The sequence below is a fragment of the Microbispora cellulosiformans genome (assembly GCF_008728085.1).
GTDB lineage: Bacteria > Actinomycetota > Actinomycetes > Streptosporangiales > Streptosporangiaceae > Microbispora > Microbispora amethystogenes.
On record NZ_VYTZ01000017.1, the window covers coordinates 1 to 21,692 of the forward strand.

20 protein-coding genes are annotated in these 21,692 nt (G+C 70.9%); 13 read left to right on the forward strand and 7 right to left on the reverse strand.

The features are described from left to right. The first annotated feature begins 384 nt into the window (after positions 1-384). Positions 385-1,107: a hypothetical protein gene (locus F5972_RS31835; RefSeq protein WP_150938987.1), complete on the forward strand. Its 723-nt coding sequence runs from the start codon at positions 385-387 to the stop codon at positions 1,105-1,107. Between the two features lie 114 nt (positions 1,108-1,221). Here the strand turns inward: F5972_RS31835 and F5972_RS31840 are convergent, their stop codons facing one another. Further along, a complete protein-coding gene (locus F5972_RS31840) occupies positions 1,222-1,920 on the reverse strand; it encodes a TetR/AcrR family transcriptional regulator (protein ID WP_150938989.1) in 699 nt (232 codons plus the stop codon). 107 nt (positions 1,921-2,027) lie between these two features. On the opposite strand from F5972_RS31840, the gene F5972_RS31845 reads away from it, so the two are divergent. The 6 genes from F5972_RS31845 to F5972_RS31870 all read left to right on the forward strand — a co-directional run bounded on the left by F5972_RS31845 (position 2,028) and on the right by F5972_RS31870 (position 10,829). After that, positions 2,028-2,375 (forward strand): YrdB family protein, encoded by a 348-nt coding sequence (locus F5972_RS31845; protein WP_150938991.1) that lies wholly within the window; start codon positions 2,028-2,030, stop codon positions 2,373-2,375. Positions 2,376-2,385: 10 nt separating this feature from the next. Next, complete coding sequence (locus F5972_RS31850; RefSeq protein ID WP_150938993.1) at positions 2,386-3,318, forward strand: NAD-dependent epimerase/dehydratase family protein; 933 nt, start codon at positions 2,386-2,388, stop codon at positions 3,316-3,318. Between the two features lie 148 nt (positions 3,319-3,466). Further along, positions 3,467-6,472, forward strand: coding sequence for an AfsR/SARP family transcriptional regulator (locus F5972_RS31855; RefSeq protein ID WP_225312073.1), 3,006 nt, complete (start codon positions 3,467-3,469; stop codon positions 6,470-6,472). Between the two features lie 117 nt (positions 6,473-6,589). Next, complete coding sequence (locus F5972_RS31860; protein WP_150938997.1) at positions 6,590-8,194, forward strand: FG-GAP repeat domain-containing protein; 1,605 nt, start codon at positions 6,590-6,592, stop codon at positions 8,192-8,194. A gap of 117 nt (positions 8,195-8,311) precedes the next feature. After that, complete coding sequence (locus tag F5972_RS31865; protein WP_150938999.1) at positions 8,312-9,232, forward strand: Gfo/Idh/MocA family protein; 921 nt, start codon at positions 8,312-8,314, stop codon at positions 9,230-9,232. 10 nt (positions 9,233-9,242) lie between these two features. Further along, complete coding sequence (locus F5972_RS31870) at positions 9,243-10,829, forward strand: alkaline phosphatase D family protein (protein WP_225312074.1); 1,587 nt, start codon at positions 9,243-9,245, stop codon at positions 10,827-10,829. Here F5972_RS31870 and rocD read toward each other — a convergent pair. From rocD to F5972_RS31890, 4 genes are all read right to left on the reverse strand, one after another. Continuing rightward, positions 10,798-12,003 carry an ornithine--oxo-acid transaminase gene (gene rocD, locus F5972_RS31875; protein WP_150939001.1) on the reverse strand — a complete coding sequence of 402 codons (1,206 nt, stop codon included), beginning with the start codon at positions 12,001-12,003 and terminating at the stop codon, positions 10,798-10,800. The genes F5972_RS31870 and rocD overlap by 32 nt on opposite strands. Beyond that, positions 12,000-12,869: a dimethylargininase gene (gene ddaH, locus F5972_RS31880; RefSeq protein WP_225312075.1), complete on the reverse strand. Its 870-nt coding sequence runs from the start codon at positions 12,867-12,869 to the stop codon at positions 12,000-12,002. The genes rocD and ddaH overlap by 4 nt, the downstream gene beginning before the upstream one ends. 106 nt (positions 12,870-12,975) lie before the next feature. Next, positions 12,976-13,425 carry an Lrp/AsnC family transcriptional regulator gene (locus F5972_RS31885; protein ID WP_150939003.1) on the reverse strand — a complete coding sequence of 150 codons (450 nt, stop codon included), beginning with the start codon at positions 13,423-13,425 and terminating at the stop codon, positions 12,976-12,978. A 133-nt stretch (positions 13,426-13,558) separates the two neighbouring features. Next, on the reverse strand, positions 13,559-14,596 hold the full coding sequence (locus F5972_RS31890; RefSeq protein ID WP_150939005.1) for a DMT family transporter: 1,038 nt from the start codon (positions 14,594-14,596) through the stop codon (positions 13,559-13,561). A 116-nt stretch (positions 14,597-14,712) separates the two neighbouring features. Between F5972_RS31890 and F5972_RS31895 the strand changes: the two genes are divergently transcribed. After that, entirely contained in the window at positions 14,713-15,393 is a 681-nt protein-coding gene (locus F5972_RS31895; RefSeq protein ID WP_150939007.1) for a TetR/AcrR family transcriptional regulator, read from the forward strand. Here the strand turns inward: F5972_RS31895 and F5972_RS31900 are convergent. Next, on the reverse strand, positions 15,347-16,039 hold the full coding sequence (locus F5972_RS31900; protein ID WP_150939009.1) for a TetR/AcrR family transcriptional regulator: 693 nt from the start codon (positions 16,037-16,039) through the stop codon (positions 15,347-15,349). The two genes, F5972_RS31895 and F5972_RS31900, sit on opposite strands and share 47 nt — an antisense overlap. Before the next feature lie 64 nt (positions 16,040-16,103). Between F5972_RS31900 and F5972_RS31905 the strand changes: the two genes are divergently transcribed. The 4 genes from F5972_RS31905 to F5972_RS31920 all read left to right on the forward strand — a co-directional run bounded on the left by F5972_RS31905 (position 16,104) and on the right by F5972_RS31920 (position 19,987). Then, positions 16,104-16,847 (forward strand): ABC transporter ATP-binding protein, encoded by a 744-nt coding sequence (locus F5972_RS31905; protein WP_150939011.1) that lies wholly within the window; start codon positions 16,104-16,106, stop codon positions 16,845-16,847. Beyond that, complete coding sequence (locus F5972_RS31910) at positions 16,844-17,572, forward strand: ABC transporter permease (RefSeq protein ID WP_150939014.1); 729 nt, start codon at positions 16,844-16,846, stop codon at positions 17,570-17,572. The genes F5972_RS31905 and F5972_RS31910 overlap by 4 nt, the downstream gene beginning before the upstream one ends. Before the next feature lie 114 nt (positions 17,573-17,686). Next, positions 17,687-18,898, forward strand: a complete 1,212-nt coding sequence (locus F5972_RS31915) for a cytochrome P450 (protein ID WP_150939016.1) — start codon at positions 17,687-17,689, stop codon at positions 18,896-18,898. Positions 18,899-19,054: 156 nt separating this feature from the next. Beyond that, the gene (locus F5972_RS31920) at positions 19,055-19,987 is read left to right on the forward strand and encodes a LysR substrate-binding domain-containing protein (RefSeq protein ID WP_150939019.1); all 933 of its coding nucleotides are present in this window, start codon (positions 19,055-19,057) and stop codon (positions 19,985-19,987) included. 31 nt (positions 19,988-20,018) lie between these two features. Here F5972_RS31920 and F5972_RS31925 read toward each other — a convergent pair whose 3' ends face one another. Next, entirely contained in the window at positions 20,019-20,918 is a 900-nt protein-coding gene (locus F5972_RS31925; RefSeq protein ID WP_150939020.1) for a helix-turn-helix domain-containing protein, read from the reverse strand. 261 nt (positions 20,919-21,179) lie between these two features. Between F5972_RS31925 and F5972_RS31930 the strand changes: the two genes are divergently transcribed. Beyond that, on the forward strand, positions 21,180-21,674 hold the full coding sequence (locus tag F5972_RS31930) for an ATP-binding protein (RefSeq protein WP_191910415.1): 495 nt from the start codon (positions 21,180-21,182) through the stop codon (positions 21,672-21,674). Positions 21,675-21,692 lie beyond the last annotated feature (18 nt).

Genomic DNA, 21,692 nt, shown 5'->3' on the forward strand with positions numbered 1-21,692 from the left:
CTCCAGCGCCGCCGCCTGCTCGGGCGTCGGCAGGAGTTTCACCTGCACCACCAGCCTCACATCGAACACATACCGTTTGGCCCCTGCCACCTCGATGGGAACCGAACCCTGACGTCCGGACAGAAAATTCAAGTCAGGGAAGCGATTCCTCCCGGGCGTAAACGCCCGGGGTTCCTCGCTAGGTGAGGCTGAAGTAGGGGCAGGATGAAACGGGCAATTTGCTTACGCGTCATATAAGTATCAGAAGTAAACCTGTGTCTCATCCGAGCGTCCTCTCTTCGGTTGTCCCACCCGAGTCGAGGAGTGGTTTTGCGCGTTCGTTCTCTGTTGTTCGCCGTAGCTGTGGCTATCGGCCTGTTTGTACCGATTCAGACCCAATCGGCCGTGGCTTCGTCCGCGTCCGTCGCAAGTTGTTACCGCCAGGTCGGGGACCACTGGGAATGCGTCACCCCCGGCGCATTCTGCCCTGCCGCAGCCCACGGCCTGTACGGATATTCCGAGAGCGGCGCCAAATACCAGTGCGTCCAGGACGGCTCGTACTGGAGATGGAAGCCCGCCGGTTCCTCGTCTGGCTCGAATCCCGAACCGAGCCCCAAGCCGACTCCCAAGGCGACACCGACTCCCAAGCCGAGCCCGAAGCCGACGACCACACCCGGCGGAAAGCCGGCGAAGGCGAAGTGCTCGCGGGCCTACCTGCCTCTGCCCGATCCCCGCTGCACGCCCGGGACGCGCAACCCCGCCGTCACCCAGGCGACCATCCGTACGACGATCTGCAGCCCGGGCTTCGACGCGAGGACGGCGCCCACGTCGAGCTACCTGAGCGCGCTGAAGGTCAGGCAGATCGCGGAGTACGGCTACACCGACCGCAGGTCGGCCCGCTACCAGGAGGACCATCTCATTCCGCTGCTTCTCGGCGGGTCGCCCAAGAGCGTGAAGAACCTCTGGCCGGAGCCGAGATGGAAGGTCAAGGGCAGGAGCGCGGCGGACAAGAACGCCGTGGAGCGTCGGCTGTGGAAGGCCGTCTGCGCCGGTGACGTGCCGCTGGCCCGCGCGCAGAAGGCCATCGCGAAGGACTGGCGCACCGCGGTCAGGCAGGCCGGGCTGTAACAGCCGAGACAGAGCGAAGGCGGCCGGGACTCCTCTCGGCCGCCTTACCGCACAGAGAAGCGCTACCGGATTCGTCCGCAGTGCTCCGGCCTTCAGTTCAGGCCGGGGAGCGCGTCAAGACGAGAAGCCGAGCAGATGGGCCAGGCAGGTCATGTTGTGGTCGAACAACTCGGCCCGGTGCTCGATCACGCTGTTGAACTGGCCGAACAGTTCGAAGCTGACCATTCCGAACAGCCCGGTCCAGGCGACCAGCGCCCGCGCGACCACGTCGTCGGACACGCCCGGCATCACCGAGCGCACGGCCTCCGCGTCCTGGGACAGGATCGCGGGCGGCGGCGGGCACATCGGCGGAGGGGAGAGGCGGCCGGCCCGCTGGGCGTCCGCCAGGATGCGGCCGTACACGATCGTGCCCCGTGACGCCGGCCCGATCGTGTCCTCCGGGGCGCGGTAACCCGGCACCGGCGAGCCGTACAGCAGGGCGTACTCGTGCGGATGGGCCAGGGCCCATTCGCGGACGGCGCGGCAGGCGGCGAGCCACCGCCCGGTGAAGTCGTCGCGCGGGCGGGTGGCGTCGGCGCGTTCGACGGCCTCGCCGATCGCGTTGTACGCGTCGACGATCAGCACGGTGAGCAGGTCGTCGCGGCTGGGGAAATAGCGGTAGATGGCGGAGGAGACCATCCCCATCTCCCGGGCCACCGCACGCAGGGACAGGCCCGGGGCGCCGTCGGTGGCGAGATGACGCCGCGCGATGTCGGTGATCTCCCGGATGAGTTCCGCCCTGACCCGCTCCCGCGCGGTACGACTCGCGTTCATGGCCTGATGTTATCAGAGCACCGATTCGAGAGCACTGCTCTTGACGACTGACGCTCACATGAGAGAGCATTGTTCTCATAACGGAGCGACAAACGCAAGGAGTGCCGATGCTCACCATGACCAAGGGGGCGGCCGCCGCCCTCATGTTCTTCCTGGAGCTCGGCGTGCTGATCGCGCTGGCGCGCTGGGGTTTCACCCGGGAGGCGAACATCGTGGTCAGAATCCTGCTGGGGCTCGGCACACCGGCCGCGTTCGCGACGCTCTGGGGACTGTTCATGGCCGGCGGCAAGGCGCCGTACCAGCTGCACGGGATCGCCCGGGGAGCCTTCGAGGTCGTGTGGTTCGGCGCGGGAGCGGCCGCGCTGGCGGCCTCCGGGCTGGTGACCGCGGGTGTGGTGTTCGCGGTGGTGTACGTGGCCGACGCCGCGCTGCGGCTGCTGACGAATCAGGTATGAAGGAGAGATCATGGGCAGGCATGTCGTGGTGGGAGCGGGACAGGTCGGCGGAGCGCTCGCCGTGGCGCTGGCCGAGCGGGGGCACGAGGTGACCGTCGTCACCCGCTCGGGCTCCGGCCCGAGGCGGGCCGGGGTGTCGCCGGTCGCGGCGGACGCGGGCGACGCCGCCGTGATGCGGCGGCTCGCGGAAGGGGCCGACGCGATCTACAACTGCGTCAACCCGCCCTACCACCGCTGGCAGGAGGACTGGCCGCCGGTCGCGGCCTCGCTCCTGGCCGCCGCCGAGTCGTCCGGGGCCGTGCTGGTCACGCTGGGCAACCTCTACGGGTACGGCCCGGTGGACGGCCCGATGACCGAGGACCTGCCGCTCGCCGCGACGGGCGTCAAGGGCAGGGTCCGGGCGCGGATGTGGGAGGAGATGCGGGCGGCCCACGAGGCGGGCAGGGTCCGGGTGACCGAGGTGCGCGGCTCGGACTACTACGGCCCGGGCTCGTCCGACCAGTCCTACCTGGGGCCGCGGCTCCTGGAGCCGCTGCTCGGCGGCAAGCCCGCCACCGTCGTGAGCGACCCCGACATCCCGCACAGCTGGACGTACCTGCCCGACGTCGTGCGGGCGCTGGCCGCCGCGGCCGAGGAGGAGCGCGCGTGGGGCAGGCCGTGGCACGTCCCGACCGCGCCGCCCGTGACGATGCGGGAGTACGCCGAGATGGTGTGCGAGGCCGGGGGCGTCCCGGCACCGCGGCTGCGGCGGCTGCCGGGGTGGATGCTGAAGGCGGGCGGCCTCGCCGTGCCGTTCCTGCGCGAGCTGGGGGAGACCCGTTACCAGTTCGACCGGCCGTACGTGCTCGACTCGTCGGCCTCGCAGGAGGTCCTCGGCTTCGCGCCGACGCCGGTCGAGGACGGCGTGAAGGAGACGGTCGCCTGGTGGCGGACGCGCCGATAAGCGCACAGGTCCTGATATCCAACCCCTTGCATTGGGGATTCCGACTGGCCATGCTGGCTTGAAGATCGTCGGGACCGCGTTTCACGCCCCGGCAGCACGGGAGCCGCTGGGGCTACGTCCGGGGGGACGACGTGACAGGGGAGTGGCGGTGGAGTTTCGGCTGCTGGGGCCGGTCGAGGTGTCGGTCGGCGGGATCCCGGTCCCGCTGGGGGGAGTCAAACCGAAGACGCTGCTCGCAGCGCTGCTCCTGGAACGGGGGCGCGTCCTGCCGACACACCGTCTCATCGACATCCTCTGGCCGGACGAGCCGCCGGAGAGCGCCAGGGCGGCGATTCAGACCTATGTCAAGACGTTGCGCCAGGCGCTGACCCGGGCCGGGGCTCCGGACGTGATCGTCACCCGCGCACCCGGCTACCTGGCGCGGATCCCCGCCGAGTCGCTGGACGCCGACCTGTTCGAACGGCTCCTCACCGACGCGCGCGGCGCGGCCACGCCCGAGGAGGCCTCCGGGCTGCTCGACTCCGCGCTGGCGTTGTGGCGCGGGCCCGCCCTGGCCGGACTGGGCGACTCGCCGCTGTCTGGGGAGGCCGCACGGCTGGAACAGCTGCGGCTGACCGCCACCGAGGAACGCATCGCCGCCGGCCTGGCGCTGGGCCGGCACGGCCGGCTGGTGGCGGAACTGGCCGCGCTGGTCGGGCGGCATCCGCTCAACGAGCGGCTGCGCGGCCAGTACATGACCGTTCTGTACCGGCTCGGCCGGCAGTCCGAGGCGCTGGCCACATTCCGGGAGGGCCGCCGGATCCTGGCCGAGGACCACGGGGTGGACCCGGGGCCTGAGCTGACCGCCCTCCACCACGCCGTCCTGCGCGGCGACCCCGCACTGCTGGCGCCGCCGTCCGGAGAGATGGTCCGCCTCGCCGTACCCGCCCAGCTGCCGTTGGCGCCGGCGGACTTCACCGGCCGTTCCGCGCAGAGCGCGGCCCTGGTGACGGCGCTGACCTCGGGAGAAGCCCCGATGATCCAGGTCGTCGCGGGTCGTGCCGGCAGCGGCAAGTCGGCCCTGGCGATCCACGTCGCCCACCAGGTCGCGGACGCCTTCCCCGACGGCCGGCTGTACGCCGAGCTCCGCGGGATGAGCGAGGCTCCCGCCGATCCGGGCGAGGTGCTGGGGAGGTTCCTCAAGGCGCTCGGGGTGCGTCAGGACGCTCTTCCCTCCGCGACCGCCGAGCGGGCCGAGCTCTATCGGAGCCTGCTGGCCGGACGCCGGGTGCTGGTGCTGCTCGACGACGCCGCCGGGGAGCCGCAGGTACGCCCGCTGCTGCCGGGTGGCGCCGGCGGCGTACTGATCACCTCACGCGACCGGCTCGGAGGACTCAGCGGTGCGCGCCGCACGGACTTGGACGTCCTCGAACCGGCCGAGGCCGTCGAGCTGCTCGCCCGGATCGCGGGAACCGAGCGGGTGGCCGCCGAGGAGGCGGTGGCCCACGACATCGCCGACCTGTGCGGCCGGCTGCCGCTGGCGATCCGCATCGCCGGGGCCCGGCTGGCCACCAGGCAGCGATGGCCGCTGCGGGTGCTCGCCGACCGGCTGACCGACGAGCGGCGCAGGCTGGACGAGCTGGCGATCGCCGACCTGGAGGTGCGGGCCGGCTTCGAGCTGAGCTACCGGGGGCTGGACGACGACGAACGCCGGGTGCTGCGGCGGCTCGGGCACCTGGGGGTTCCGGAGTTCTCCCCGTGGATCGCCGCCTGGCTGTGCGACATCGACGGCAAGCTGGCGGAAGACATCGTGGAACGCCTGGTCGACGCCCAGATGGTGGACTTCAGCCGGGTCGACGACCTGGGCACGCTCCGCTACCGGATCCACGACCTGGTGCGCATCTACGGACGCGAGCGCGCCGAGGCGGAGGAGCCGTACGAACTGCTCACGGCGGCCGCGGGCCGGGTGCTCGGGGGCTGGCTCGCCCTGGCCGACCAGGTGGCGGCCGACGCCCCGCCCGATGAGATCGACTGGAAGCACCCCGCCGCGGCCGCCCCGGCGATCCCGGACGAGCTGACCGCGCGGGTGCTGGCGGCCCCGCACGACTGGTTCGAGATCGAACAGCCCGCGCTGGTCGTCGGCCTGGAGCGCGCCGCCGTGCTGGGCCTGCACGACATGGTCTGCAAATTCGCCTCCGCGCGACTCGGTCCGTCGTTCCTCGGCGTCAACAGGTTCGAGTCACGGGAGCGGATCAACCGTGCGGCGCTGGCCGCGGCCCGCCGGGCGGGCGACCGGCACGGCGAGGCGACCGTGCTGGCCGAACTGGGCCACCTGCGCTATCTCCAGGACCGGTTCCCGGAGGCGCGCCGGCATCTGGGCCACGCGCTCGCCGCCTTCCGGGAGATGGGTGACGCGCGCGGCCAGGCCGTGGCGCTGGCCGGGCTCGGCGTGACCTGCCGGGAGGCGAGCCGCCTGGCCGAGGCGCTGCATTTCCTGGACCAGGCCGACGTCCTGCTCACCGGCCTCGGCGACGATCTCGGCGTCACGTACCTGCGGCGGCTGGCCGCCTCGGTGCGGCTGGAGCGTGGGGACTATCCGGCCGCCTGGCGCGGTCTGGAGGAGTCCATGGCCGGCTACCGCCGCCTCGGCAGCCGCCGCGGCGAGGCGGTGACCCTGCGCACCATGAGCCTGTTCCACCGGGCGGCCGGCGACTACGACGCGGCCATCCAGACCGCCGAGGCCGCGACGGAGATCTTCGTCGAGCTCGGCGATCGGTTGCTGGAGGCGTATTCGGTCCGTACGTGCGCCAAGGCCCGGCTGCGCCTGGGCCAGACGCGGCAGGTCCTGGCCCCGTTGGAAGGCGCGCTGTCCACCTGCCAGGCGATGGGAGACCGGTGGGGGCTCGGCATCGCTTTGCGGACCCTGGGCGAGCTGCACCTCGCCGACGGCAACCTGACGGACTCGGCCGCGTGCCTGACCGCCGCCATCGGGGTGTGGGACGGCATGGATGCCCCGCTCTGGCAGGCTCGTACGGAGCACACGCTGGCCCTGCTGCACGAGGCGAGGGGTGACGTCGAGACGGCGGCGACGATCCGGGCGCGGGTGCTGACGGTCTTCCGCGACCACGGCGCCCGCGAGTACGGCGAGATCACCGGCGACGCCCCCGCTCCCTGAAACACCCGCCGCGAATCGCTGAAAAACATCCTCCGCGGAATTTCACCGCATTTTCAGCGCCTCGCTCGAGTCTTCCGGTGCAAGAGGACGAACACCACCTCTCCACCGGAAGGCCCCATGAAACTCAACCGCCTTATCGCAGGCACGCTCAGCATGGTGGCGGCGGCTTCCCTCGGCTTCGCGGGAGCCGCGGTGACCAGCCTCACCATCGCCACGCCGGCCGCGGCCTCCACGGCCGGCGGTCAGATCACCCGCTCGGAGGTGCTGGCCCGCGCCCAGAACTGGGTCGACCGCGGGGTCAAGTACAACCAGAGCCGCAGCGCGAGCAGCCTCTACACCGACGTGGACGGAGGGCACAAGTACGGCCCCGACTGTTCCGGCCTGGTCTCCATGGCGTGGCACATCACCGCGAACTCCGGCAAGGGCGGCAACAGCACCGTCGACTTCGAGGGCTGGACCGGAAAGGACTATCTGGGCAGCCTGCACGATCTGAAGCCCGGAGACGCGATTCTCAAATCGGGCCACATGGAACTGTTCGCCCGGTGGAAGGATTCCGCCGACCACACCAAGGGCGCGTGGACCTACTCCCTCAACGGCACGGGCAGTCCCGACGGCAACGGCTGGGAGCAGGACTGGGCCAAGGGGCCGACAGCGAACTCCCACGGCCAGGTGGGCGACGAGTCGTGGTCGAGCATGCAGAACTTCCGCCCGATCCGGTACAAGAACATCGTCGACGACACGCAGTCGCCGTCTCCGGCACCCCAGTACCAGACGCTCGGGGACTTCGACGGTGACGGGAAGAAGGACATCGCGGGGGTCGCGGGTGGTGATCTGTGGATTCACCGGAACACGAGCACGCCGGGTGACTTCTCCACTGCGGGTGTGTTCGTGTCGTCCGGGTGGCGTTCGGTGTCGAAGTTCATGACGGGGGACTTCGACGGTGACGGTAAGGACGACATCATCGGGTTCAACGGTGGTGACGAGCTGTTGATCTGGCGGAGTACGAGTACGGCGACGGCTTTCGGTTTCGCGCCGTACAAGAGCCTGGGCACCGGCTGGGGTATCTTCACGCAGCTTCTTCCGCTGGCGGATTACGACGGTGACGGGAAGAAGGACATCGCGGGGGTCGCGGGCGGTGATCTGTGGATTCACCGCAACACGAGCACGCCGGGTGACTTCTCCACTGCGGGTGTGTTCGTCTCCAGCGGGTGGCGTACGGTGTCGAAGTTCATGGCGGGGGACTTCGACGGTGACGGTAAGGACGACATCATCGGGTTCAACGGTGGTGACGAGCTGTTGATCTGGCGGAGTACGAGTACGGCGACGGCTTTCGGTTTCGCGCCGTACAAGAGCCTGGGCACCGGCTGGGGTATCTTCACGCAGCTTCTTCCGTTGGCGGATTACGACGGTGACGGGAAGAAGGACATCGCGGGGGTCGCGGGCAGTGATCTGTGGATTCACCGCAACACGAGTTCGCCGGGTGACTTCTCCACGGCCGGTGTGTTCGTCTCGACCGGGTGGCGCACGGTCAGCAAGTTCCTCGGCGCCGATTTCGACAAGGACGGCAAGGGCGACATCATCGGGTTCAACGGTGGTGACGAGCTGCTGATCTGGCGGAGTACGAGCACTTCGACGGCTTTCGGTTTCGCTCCCTACAAGAGCCTGGGCACCGGCTGGGGCATCTTCGGCAACAAGCTCCTCACCTCCGCCCCCACCGACTGACCATCACCCCGGGACGTCGCACCTGCGGACCCGTGGCCCCGGCCGGCCTCCGACCTCGCCCCGGCCGGGGCCCCATCCGGCGGAGAGCGGAGACGGCGCGCCGATAGTCTCCCCGGCATGAGAGTCGGGATCGTTGGCCTGGGAGACATCGCGCGGAAGGCCTACCTGCCGGTGCTGGCGGCCACACCGGGGATCGAGCCGCTGCTGTGCACCCGCGACCGGGCGGTCCTCGACCGGCTCGGCGACGCGTACCGGATCGGCGCGAGGTTCGACGCGCTGGACGGGCTGATCGGGGCGGGGATCGACGCGGCGTTCGTGCACGCGGCGACCGAGGCGCACGTCCCCGTCGTGACGGCCCTGCTGGAGGCGGGCGTGCACGTCTACGTGGACAAGCCGCTCGCGTACGACGCCGAGGCGAGCGCCGGGCTCGTACGGCTGGCACGCCGGCGGGGCAGGTCGCTGATGGTGGGGTTCAACCGCAGGTTCGCCCCCGGCTACGCCGCCCTCCGTGAGCTGCCGCGCGACGTGATCGTGATGCAGAAGAACCGCCGCGACCTGGCCGGCGACCCCCGTACGGTGATCTTCGACGACTTCGTCCACGTGGCCGACACGCTGCGCTTCCTCGCGCCGGGAGAGATCACCGACACCGCGGTCAGGACCCGCGTGCGGGACGGCCTCCTGGAACACGTGGTGCTGACCCTCGGCGGCGACGGCTTCACCGCGATCGGCGTGATGAGCCGCACCAGCGGCGCTGCCGAGGAGACCTGCGAGGTGATGGGCGGCGGCGGGAAACGGCGGGTCGTGAACCTCGGCGACGTGGTGGACCTCGACGGCGGCGAGACCCTCGCGCGGCGGGCGGACTGGGTCCCGGTGGCCCGGCAGCGGGGGATCGAGCAGGCCGTCGGAGAGTTCATCGACGCGGTCCGCGGCGGACGGGTCCTCACGGCCGACGACGCCCAGGTCACGCACGAGTTGTGCGAGGAGATCGTACGGCGGACGAACGAGCACGAGTCGCGCTTTACCACCCTTTTGCAGTAGGAAGGTACTCGTGTCAGAACTTGTGCTGGGCCCGCTGCTGCGCCACGTGGACGGGTCCGCCGCGACCGTGTGGGTGGAGACCTCCGAGCCCTGCACGGTCCGCGTGCGGGCCGGAGACGCCTCCTCGGAGGAGCCCACTTTCACCGTGCACGGCCATCACTACGCCCTGGTGGACGTCGCCATCGACGGGCCGGTGGCCTACGAGGTGGACCTCGACGACCGACGGGTGTGGCCCGGGGACGACGGCATGCCGCCGAGCGTGATCCACCCCGTCACCGGCCTCAACCGGCTGATCTTCGGCTCCTGCCGGACGAGCGTGCCGCACGAGGAGCCGTACGTGCGCACCCACGGCCCGGACGTCCTGCGGGCGTACGGCCTGCGCCTGATGGAGTCGCCGGACGACCGGCCCGACCTCATCCTGCTCCTCGGCGACCAGGTGTACGCCGACGAGCTCACCCCGGACATGAAGGACTTCATCGCCGGGCGCAGGAGTGAGGGCCCGCAGGAGGTCGTCGACTTCGAGGAGTACGCCGAGCTGTACCGCCAGGCGTGGTCCGATCCGGCGGTCCGCTGGCTGCTGTCCACGGTCCCGACCTTGATGATCTTCGATGACCACGACGTCAGGGACGACTGGAACACCTCGTCGGCCTGGCGCGAGCAGATGGCGCAGGTGCCGTGGTGGCACCGGCGCATCGTCTCCGCCTTGGGGTCGTACTACGTCTACCAGCACCTGGGCAACATCCCGCCGGCCGAGCGGGAGGCCGATCCCGTGCTCGCCGCGCTGCGGGCGGGCGCCGGCGAGGAGACGCTCGACGAGTTCGCCCGGCGGGCCGACGAGGAGCCCGACTCGGTCCGCTGGAGCTACCACCGGGACCTCGGCGACACCCGTCTCGTCATACTGGACAGCCGCAGCGCCCGGACGCTCGAACCGGGACGCCGGCGGATGATCGACGCGGAGGAGTGGGGCTGGTTCGAGAAGCAGGCGACCGGCGACTTCGGCCACCTCCTCATCGGCTCCTCGCTGCCGGTCCTGCTGCCGTCCGGAATCCACCACGTGGAGGGCTGGAACGAGGCGGTCTGCGACGGCATCTGGGGCCGCCGGGCGGCGCGGTGGGGCGAACGGGTCCGGCAGTTCCTCGACCTGGAGCACTGGGGAGCCTTCCGCCGCTCGTTCGAGGACCTCGCGCGGGTGCTGGTCGAGGTCGCCTCGGGCGAGCGGGGACGGCCCCCCGCGACCGTCCTGCTGCTGTCGGGCGACGTCCACTACTCCTACATGGCCTCCGTACGGCGGAAGGGCGGGGGACGCATCCACCAGATCGTCTGCTCGCCGATCCGCAACCCGCTGAGCCGCTCGCTGCGCTTCGCCAACATCGTGGCGTCGTTCGGGCTGGCGGGCCTGCTCGGCGGGCTGCTGGCCCGGGCCGGCGGACTGCCCCGGCCGTCGCTGCGCTGGCGCATCAGCAAGGGACCCTGGTTCCCCAACATGATGACCGCCGTCGACTTCGCGCCCGGGGAGGCCGTGGTCACGTGGTTCACCGACACCGGCGACCTCGACACGGTGACGGTCAGGCCCGAGCCTCCCGCAGCACCGCGCTGAGCTGGTCGGCCGCCCAGGCCAGCTCGTCCCGCGAGACGACGAGCGGCGGCGCGAGGCGGATCGTCGAGCCGTGGGTGTCCTTGGCGAGCACGCCGCGGCGCATGAGCGCCTCGCTGATCTCCCGTCCGGTGCCGAGCGACGGGTCGATGTCGACGCCCGCCCACAGCCCGCGCCCGCGTACGGCGGCCACCCCCGGGCCGAGGTTCGCGAGGCGCTCGTGCAGGAACGCGCCGAGGTCGCGCGCCCTGGCCTGGTACTCGCCGGTGCGCAGCAGCCCGACGACCGCGTCGCCGACGGCGCAGGCCAGCGGGTTGCCGCCGAACGTGGAGCCGTGCTGGCCCGGCCGGATCACGCCCAGCACGTCCTCGTTGCCGACGACCGCGCTCACCGGGACCACGCCGCCGCCGAGCGCCTTGCCGAGGACGTACAGGTCGGGCACGACGCCCTCGTGGTCGCAGGCGAACGTCTCGCCGGTGCGTCCGAGACCCGACTGGATCTCGTCGGCGACGAACAGCACGTTCGCCTCGTCGCAGATCTCCCTGACGGCGGCCAGATAGCCGTCCGGCGGGACCAGCACACCGGCCTCGCCCTGGATCGGCTCCAGCAGCACCGCCACCGTGTTCTCGTCGATCGCCTCCCTGACCGCCTCCGCCGAGCCGTACTTCACGATCCGGAAGCCGGGCGCGAACGGGCCGAAGCCGCCGCGGGCGTCGGGGTCGGTGGAGAAGCCCACGATGGTCGTGGTGCGGCCGTGGAAGTTGTCCTCCATCACGACGATGTTGGCCTGGTCGGGGGCGACGCCCTTGACCTCGTAGCCCCACTTGCGGGCCACCTTGATCGCGGTCTCGACGGCCTCGGCGCCGGTGTTCATCGGCAGGACCATGTCCTTGCCGCACAGCTCGGCCAGGCCGGTGACGAAACCGGCGAACCGGTCGTGGAAGAACGCGCGGCTGGTCAGCGTCAGCCGGTCGAGCTGCTCGCGGGCGGCCGCGAGGACGACCGGGTTGCCGTGGCCGAAGTTCAGCGAGGAGTAGCCCGCCAGGCAGTCGAGATAGCGCCTGCCCTCGACGTCGACGACCCACGCGCCCTCCGCCGACCGGATCACCACGGGCAGCGGGTGGTAGTTGTGCGCGCTGTGGCTCTCGCCGAGCCTGATGTGGTCCTCGCTTCTCATCGAGTCTGCCCGTCCGTCCTGATCTCGCTCGTCCTGATTTCCAGTGTGCAGCACTTGGGACCGCCGCCGGCCTTGCGCAGCTCGCTCAGGTCGACCGGGACGACCTCGAAGCCGCGGCGCTTGAGCTCCAGGACCAGCCCGGTCGCCTCGGCGTTGACGACGACGTTGTGGCCGTCGCTCACCGCGTTGAGGCCCAGCACCTCCGCGTCCGCGGACGTCGCGACCACGGCGTCGGGGAACAGCCGCCGCAGCACCCTCCTGCTGCCCTCGCTGAACGCCTCCGGATAGTACGCGACGTTGTGGTCGTCCAGCGGGAACAGGGCGGTGTCGAGGTGGTAGTACCTCGGGTCGACCAGGCGCAGCGTGACGACCGGGCGGCCGAGGAACTCCTGGGCCTCCATGTGCGCCGCCACGTCGGTGCGGAAGCCCGTTCCGGCCAGGATCATCTCGTCGAGCGTCAGGTAGTCGCCCTCACCCTCGTTGGTGAAGGACGCCTCCAGTGTCTCGTATCCCTGTTCGACGAACCACCGCAGGTAGGCGGGGCCCTCGGCGGCCCGCTCCGGATGGGCGAACCTCGCGCCGTAGACCCGCCCGTCCACGACGAGGGCGCCGTTGGCGGCGAACACCATGTCCGGCAGGCCCTCCACCGGGTCGATCAGGCTGACACGGTGGCCCAGGCTCTCGTACGCCTGCCGCAGGCCCTCCCACTGCCGCAGCGCCGTGGCCGTGTCGGCGCCCTTCTCGGGCCGCATCCAGGGGTTGATGGAATACGAGACCGTGAAGAACTCGGGCCGGCACATCAGGAAGTGCCTGGCCGTGCCCGTGCGGCCACTTTCCGTGGCCGCGAACTCTGGCGCGATTGTCATCGACGACTCCAAGCGGGAAACCGGTGAACGGGACTTCAGCGTAGGAATCGGCGGTCGGTAATCCAATGCGCCCACGTTGCGATCACACGGGGATCGGTTGCGTCCTTCAGCCCTTTTGCGGCGATCCGTTAATCAGCCGGGAGAGCACGATGGAGCTCTTGGTCCGCACCACGAACGGCTCGGCCGCCAGGCGCTCGATGACCCGCTCGACGTGCCGCACGTCGGTCGCGCGGATGTGCAGCAGGGCGTCGGCCTCGCCGGTGACCGTGCAGGCCGAGACGACCTCCGGGTGCCGGGAGACGGCGAGCCCGATCTCGGTGGGGGAGGTCTTGCCCCGGCAGTAGAGCTCGACGTACGCCTCGGTCGTCCAGCCCAGGGCCGACGGCTCGACCCGGGCGCTGAAACCGGTGATCGCGCCGGTGGCGACCAGTCGGTCGACCCGCCGCTTCACGGCCGGGGCCGACAACCCCACTTGAGCGCCTATTTCGGCGTATGTCGCCCGGGCATCCTCGACGAGGGCCCGGATGATGGCGCGATCGAGCTCGTCCAACCTCACGTGGACCTGTATACAGCCGCCGCCTCACACCTGAGGCTTCCTGGGCGCGGGCGCCCCCGCAGGGCCCGCGCCCCTCCTCGCCTTCCGCGGATCAGGTGGCGCCGCGCCTGTCCCTCTCCCGCGGCCTGTCCGCTCAGGCGAGCTGGACGAGCACCGAACCGGCGATGAGCAGGGCGAGGCCGGTCAGGCGCGGCGCGGTGAGCGGGCGCCGGGGCAACCGCAGCAGGCCGTGGTGGTCGATCACGGCGGAGGCGAGTTGCTGGCCGGTCACCGTGAGCGCGACGGTGGCCGCGGCGCCGATCGCGGGGATGAGCGTGAAGGTCGCGGTGACGTACACCGCGGCGCAGCCGCCGCCCAGCCATCCCCACCAGGGCATCGTGCGCAGCCCGCCGAGCCGCGGCCGGGGCGTGCGGCCGAGCGCGAGCAGTGCGACCAGGACGACGGCGATGGTGACCGTGGCCACCACGAAGCTGATCATTGCGGTGGCCAGCGGCTGGTGGATCTCCCCGCGCAGAATGGCGTTGACCGCCCCCTGCACGGGCAGGACCGCGCCGGCGACGACGCCGAGCAGGACCCAGCCGCTCCGGCCGCGGACACCCGGCCGAGGGGCCGCCTCCGCGGTCGCCGCCGGGGCGCTGACGCCGGCGCTCCCGCCACGCCCGGTGATGCCGCCGGCGAGGGTGCCGGAGGCTGCCCGCACCGGTGTATGGGCCGGCGCCCGGATCGGGCTCTGGCCGCGGATGACGACGGTGATGCCGGCCAGGACGGCGAGCGCGCCCAGCGCGATGCCGGCGTTGAGCGGCTTGGGCGCGATGCCGAGCAGGCCGAACAGGTCCAGTCCCAGCGACGCGAGCATCTGCCCGGTCACGAACAGCCCCGCCGCCGCCAGGGCGCCCAGACGAGGGAAGAGCAGGATCCCGCTGGTGATGTAGAGCGGGCTGGCCAGGCCGCCCAGCAGGTGCCAGAACGGGACGCCGGGCGCCAGGTGGACCGCGCCGATCGCGCCAACGGTGATCGCGAGCAGCGCCAGCACGGCCGTGGCCACGCTCAGTTGCAGCGTGGAGGCGCCGTAAGGGGTGCCTACGGCCTTGTTGAGCTGGAGGTTCACCGACGCCTGCACCGCCAGCAGACAGCCGGCCAACAGTGCCGAGGCGAGGAGCAGGGGGTGCATCGCCATCCTCTCCGGTGGAAGCGCACGCGAAATAAGTGGACATGATGTCCACATGAGTCTAGGAGAAAACCGGACGCTATGTCCACATAGTTCGGGCCCCGGTCTACGATGTCCTCATGACCGACGGGGTGAGTGAGTCCGGAGCGAACCGGACGAACGGCCGCGTACCCCCGCGAGACGCGGCGGATACCGGCCGCGAACTTCCCGTGCTCGCTCTCCAGCCGAACCGGCCTGCTCCGGTGCGGGAACGGGCGGACGCCGCGCGCAACCGCGTGCGCGTGCTCACGGCGGCCGAGCGGCTCTTCGCCACCGGGGACGCCCGGAACGTCACCATGGACGAGATCGCCAAGGAGGCGGGAGTGGGGCGGGCGACGCTGTACCGCCGCTACCCGGACATCGCGGCGATCGCCACGGCGCTGCTGGACGAGCACGAGCGGCGGTTGCAGGAGCACATCCTGAGCGGGCCGCCGCCTCTCGGCCCGGGGGCCTCACCGGCCGAGCGGCTCGCCGCGTTCTGTGTCGCCATGGTCGACCTGCTGGAACGTCATCTGCACCTCGTCCTGGGCGCCGAGACCGGCAGCGCCAGGTTCGCCACCGGCGCGTACGGCTTCTGGCGCGCGCACGTCCGGATGCTGCTGACCGAGTCGGGGGCGCCGGATCCGGACGGCATGGCGGACGGCGTGCTGGCGCCGTTCGCGCCCGAGGTGTACCTGTTCCAGCGGCGCACCCTGGGCCTCGCGCAGCACCGCGTCACCGAGGCGCTGGTGTGGTCCGCTCACCGGCTGGCGGGAGGCTGACGGCCCGGGGTTCGGACCGCGTGCAGTAGTCGCCGATCCCGCGCTCCAGCAGGTCGAAGGCGCGCGCGGCGTGCGTGCGGAGGTCCGCGACGATGGCCGCGCCCTCCTCGCCGGCGAGCCGCCGCATCGCGAAGTGCCGGGTGAGCGCGTTGACCGCCGCGCAGATCTGGGCCGCCACCAGGGACGGGGTCATGTCGTCGGGATCGGCCCCGGTCTCGTCGGCGAGCGCGTCGGCGAGCCGCCCCTCGCGCTGCCGGTTCATCATCTCCGCCCGGGCCTGCAACGCCGGGCTCTCCCGGATCCGCTTGACGAAGACGTCCGTGCCCTCGTTGACTCCGTAACGCCAGTCGCCGGAGTCGAGGGCCGTGAGGAAGTCGCGCCGCACCGCCTCGACCGCCGTCTCGCCAGGACGGCGCTCACGGACCACGCGGGCCAGCACGTCCATGCTCTCCTCGTCGCGGTCGAGGAACAGGTCCTCCTTCGTGCGGAAGTAGTTGAACACGGTGTTGACCGACACGTCGGCCGCCCGCGCGACCTCGGCCACCGTGACGTTGTCGAACCCCCTCACCAGGAACAGCCCCGTCGCGATGTCGGAGATCCGCTGCCGGGTCTCCCGCTTCTTCCGCTCCCGCAGGCCCTCTTCCATCTGTCGATTCTAAGGGCGGCCACAAACTTTAAGTGACTCCAATTTTGGTGTTACTCTACCGACCATGATTCACGTCAGAGGGCTCACCAAGACGTTCGGGACGGTCGAGGCCGTCCGGGGGATCGACGTCGACGTCTCCGCGGGAGAGATCGTCGGCTTCCTCGGGCCGAACGGCGCGGGCAAGACCACCACGCTGCGCATGCTGACCACGCTGCTGCGCCCGACGTCCGGCGCCGCCACGGTCGCGGGCGCCGACCTGTTCGCCGACCCGGTGGCCGTACGCCGGCGCATCGGCTACGTCGCCCAGGGCGGCGCGTTCGGGCCGTTCACCCCGGTCGGGAACGAACTCGTGCTCCAGGCCCGCCTGTACGGCCTGAGCCGGGCCGAGGCCCGTGCCCGGGTGACCTCCCTGCTCACCGCCCTGGACCTCGCCGGGGTCGAGGAGCGGACGACGGCCACGCTGTCGGGCGGCCAGAAGCGCAGGCTCGACATCGCGATGGGCCTGCTCCACCGGCCCACGCTGCTCTTCCTCGACGAGCCCACCACCGGGCTCGACCCGCAGAGCCGCGCCAACCTGTGGGACCACATCCGGCGGCTGCGTGAGCGGGACGGCGTGACGGTCTTCCTCACCACCCACTACCTGGAGGAGGCCGACGCGCTCTGCGACCGGGTCCTGATCATCGACCACGGCCGGATCGTCGCCGAGGGCGCCCCGGACCGGCTGAAGGCCGAGCACGGCGCGCGCACGCTCGACGAGGTCTTCCTCGCGGTCACCGGCCGCGAACTGCGCGAGGGAGCCGCCGCGTGACCGCCCTCGCCGTCCTGACCGGCCACTATCTGCGCGCCTCCTTCGGCAGCAAGGTCAGCCTCGCCTTCGGCGCCGTGCAGCCGTTCCTCTTCCTCGTGTTGTTCGGCCCGCTGTTCGCACGCAGCGGTGTCGGGTCGTGGGCCGTCCTCGTGCCCGGCCTGCTGGTGCAGCTCGCGCTGACCAGCGCCGGGATGGCCGGCTTCGGCATCGTCTTCGACCAGCGGTTCGGCGTGCTCGAACGGCTCCGGGTCGCCCCGGTGAGCCCGGTCACGCTGCTGCTCGGCCGGGTGCTGAGAGACAGCCTGGTGCTGCTGGTCCAGGCGGCCACGATCATCGTGGCGGGCTACGCGCTCGGGCTGCGGGCGCCGCTCGCGGGGGTGCTGGCGGCCCTGCTCCTGATGACCGTGCTGTCGGTCGGCATGGCGTCGCTGTCGTACGCGGCGGCGCTCACGATGCGGCAGGAGCTGTTCGCGCCCGTGATGTCCACCGTGGTGGTCCCGCTGATGCTGCTGTCGGGCGCGCTGCTGCCGATGTCGCTCGCCCCCGCCTGGCTCGACGTGGTCTCGCGGCTCACGCCGTTCCGGTACGCGGTCGAGGGGCTGCGGGCGTTGTTCTCCGGTTCCTACGGCTCGTCGGCCGTTTTGTGGGGGACGGTCGTGTCCCTGGCCCTCGCGATCGGGGGGCTCGCCCTGGGCGCGAATCGTTTCCGGTGGGAAAAGGCCTGATCAGCGGCAGGAAAAGGGATTCGGCGTTCCTGCCTCTTGAAATCACCGTGAGCCGAGGAGAGGTTTGTGGGGTGGCGTGTGCCCACCAGCCAGAGCGCAGGGAAGGGAGACATCGTGACCGGCGCATCCGGCACCCCATGCCCGTGGCCCGACTTCTCTCCCGGAGAGCACGGCACCCCTCCACCGGACCTGCGCCGCCGGCACGCGAGCGCGCCCTTGGAGAAGGTGACCCTGCCCAGCGGCGACGAAGTGGTGATGCTCGTCCGGTACGAGGACGTCGTCGCCGCGCTCACCTCTCCGGAGAGCAGCCGCCGGTTGGCCGGGCCGGGCCTCCCGCGCATGGTGCGAGGCCCGGGCATCGACGACGTACCCGGCGTCCTGATCAACCTTGACCCCCCGGAGCACACCCGCTACCGCCTGATCATGAGCGGCGTCTTCTCCCGATCCCGTGTCGAACGCTGGCGCACGAGCACCGCGCGCATCGCCCATGAACTGATCGACGGCTTCACCGGCGAGTTCGACGTGGTCGCCGATTACGCGTTGCGGCTGTCCTCACGCGTCATCTGCCACATCATCGGCGTCCCCGGCGAGCGCCGGGACCAGTTCCACGAGTGGACCGGTGCCTTCCTGTCGACGTCCCAGGCGTCCGCCGAGGCGCGGCAGGCCGGCTACGGGGCGTTTCTCGGTTACATCGCCGAACTGGTCGGCGCCCATCGAGCCGAGCCCGGGGACGACCTGATCGACCTGCTGATCCAGGCGCGTGATCAGGAGGACCGCCTCACCGAGGACGAGCTCGTCAACACCGTCTTCATGCTCCTGGCCGCAGGGCACGAGACACTCACCACCATGATCTCGCGGGGGGTGTACCGGCTGCTGCTGGTCCGCGAACGATATGACGACCTCGTCACTGACCCGGGCCTGGTCGAACCGGCCGTGGAAGAGCTGCTCCGCTTCGACGGTCCCGGCAGCTACGGCCTGCTGCGCCTGGCGACCGGCGACATCACGGTCGAGTCCGGTGTCATCCCCGGAGGGCATGTGGTGCTGCCCAACCCGTACGCGGCCGATCACGATCCGAGCGTCTTCCCGGATCCGGGCCGGTTCGACGTCCGCCGCTTCACCTCCGCGGAGACGACTCCGCACCTCGCGTTCGGGCACGGGCCGCACTACTGCCTGGGCGCGAATCTCGCCAGGATGGAGCTCCAGGAGAGCCTGCGCGCCCTGGTGGAACGCCTGCCGAACCTGCGGCCGGCGATTCCGTTGAGCGAGGTGAAGTGGACGGCGGATGGTAATCACCGTCCTATCCGGTTACCTCTGGCACCGCACTGATCCAGGGTCGCCGCCGCCGCGTGGCTGCCCTCGCGATCGGGGGGCTCGCCCTGGGCGCGAATCGTTTCCGGTGGGAAAAGGCCTGATCAGGGGCCGGAAAAGGCATTCGAAGTTGATACCGGATCGCGGGCGCCAGCGGGGCCGGAGACGGTCACAATGGGTGGCGTGGCGGACGCCAACTTCACCCTCGTCCAGCTGCGTTACTTCGTAACCGCGGCCGAGCTCGGCAGTATGACCGCGGCCAGCAGAGAGCTCATGGTCGCGCAGTCGGCGATCTCGGCCGCGATCGCGCAGGTCGAGCGGGAGCTCGGGGTCCAGCTCCTGATCCGCCACCACGCCCGCGGCCTGTCGCTGACCCGCGCGGGCGAGCGCTTCCTCGTCGAGGCGCGGGAGTTCCTCGCCCACGCGGCGGCACTCGCCCAGTCGGCGCGCGGCCTCGCGGGCTCGCTCACCGGCGAGCTCGCGGTGGGTTGCCTGACCACCCTCGCGCCGTTCTACCTCTCGCGCCTGCTGCGTGATTTCGCGGGGCGTTACCCGGGGGTGCGGGTCAGCGTCGCCGAGGGCGAGCTGTCCGCGATGGAGGCGGCGCTGCTCGACGGCAGATGCGAGGTCGCCCTGGTCTACGCCATCGACCTCGCCCTCGATCTCGACATACGGCCGCTCACCCAGGCCCGGCCGTACGCGCTGCTTCCCCTGGGGCATCGGCTGGCGGAGGCGGAGGCGGTGTCGCTCGCGGACCTGGCCACCGAGCCGATGATCCTCCTCGACCTGCCGCGCAGCCGCGACTACTTCCGGGCGATCTATCCGACGGAGCCGCGCGTGCGCTTCCGGACGTCGAGCTACGAGACCGCCCGCTCGCTCGTGGCCGGCGGGCACGGCTACTCGATACTGAACCAGCGGGCCGACAGCGACCAGACCTACGACGGCGGGCGGGTGGCCTGCGTGCCGATCAGCGACGACGTCCCGGCGCTCGACGTCGTGCTCGCCTCGGTGCGCGGCGTGCGGCCCACCGCCCGGGCGGTCGCCTTCGCCGAGACGTGTCAGGCGTTCTTCTCCGGCCGGCGGCCCGGTCAGGCCTCCGGCGGGTGAGCCCCGGCCCTTCCGGGCGCCGTCCGGCGGGTCACCGGTAGTCGGCCAGCAGTTCCTTCAGGAACGCGGTCGTCCGCTCGGCCGAGTACGCCTCCACACAGATCGCGTTCAGCACCTGCGTGTACGCCTCGGTGTCCTCCGCCTTGTCCAGGTAGATGGCGCTGGTGAGCTGCTCCGTGTAGACGACGTCGGGCAGTTCGGGCGCGTCGAAGCGCAGGATCGTGAACGGCCCGCCCACGGTGAACTTCCCGCCGCGGTCGAACGGCACGACCTGCAACGTCACCTTCGACCGCCCGGTCACCTCGAGCAGATGCTCCAGCTGGGCCCGCATCACCGCCGGGCCGCCGACCGGGCGGCGTAGCACCCCCTCGTCCACCACGGCCCACAGCGTCGCCGAGTCCGGCCCGGTCAGCCGCTTCTGCCGGCGCAGCCGCAGGTCCACGTGCCGGTCGATCTCGTCGGCGGGCCGTGCCGCGTTGGCCACCTGCACGGTGGCCCGCGCGTACTCGGGGGTCTGCAGCAGGCTGGGGACGAACTGAAGCTCGTAGCAGCGGATGATGCACGCCGCCTCTTCCAGCCCCACGTAGAACTCGAACCAGCCCGGCAGCACGTCGCTGTACTTGTGCCACCAGCCGGGCACGTTGGCCTGCCGGGCCAGGTCCAGCAGCACCGTCCGTTCGTCCGGGTCGGTGAGGCCGTACAACGTGAGCAGGTCGGCGACGTCCCGCTCCTTGAAGCCGACCCGGCCGAGCTCCAGCCGGCTGATCTTCGCGTGCGACGCGCGGATGGTGTGCGCGGCCGTCTCCGGAGTGATGCCGCTCTCCCGGCGCAGCCGCCTGAGCTGAGCGCCGAGCACCAGCCGCAGGGCCGTCGGGCCGCTCCTGGCGAGCCCTAACGGTAACGAGGCGGCGTTGTCCGCCTGCGCGTTCACGTGGTCTCCATTGGCGACGCTCCGGGTGATTGCCTCGTGAACCGGGAGTCCGAGGGGGTGAAACAGGTCGGACGGAGGACTATTCGGTTGATCATCCTACCGGATGGGTTCAGAGGCGGGGTTTTCTGGGGACTTCCACGAAAAGTCGCGGGCATCCGACATTTGCACGTGCACGCGCGCTTGCACCCGCAAGGCACAGGGCAAGATACACGACGGCAGGGAAATTCACATCATGTAATGGTGAGACCTGAGGGACCCGCGATGACAGCAGACCTGGCAGGCCCGGGAGCCGCGACCGCGCCTTCGTGGCTGACCGCGATGTTCGACGAGGACGACGTCGCCGGGCTGTCCCTGCCCGCGTCGGCGACGTGTGACATTCACGGGCGAACCACCTCGCCCGCCGTCGCCAGGGATTTCACCGCCCGGACCCTGTGCGGCTGGGATGCCGACGATTTGGTGCCTGACGCGCAGATTGTTGTGTCGGAACTGGTGACCAACGCGCTCCGCCATGCGCCCGCCGAGCCTGCCGGTGCCCCGCCGATCCGGCTGAGGCTGGTGAGGCACCGTTTTCATATCGGCTGTGGCGTGAGCGACGCCAGCGCGCGGGTGCCCGCGCTGTCACCCTGGAGCGATCTATCGGAGTCCGGCCGCGGGCTGCACCTGGTCGACGCGTTGTGCGCGGCCTGGGGATGGATCCTCACCCGGGGCGGCGGGAAGGTGGTCTGGGCGCTGTTCGACGCGCGTTCCTCCTACTGACCGCCCGCCGCCCGCCGC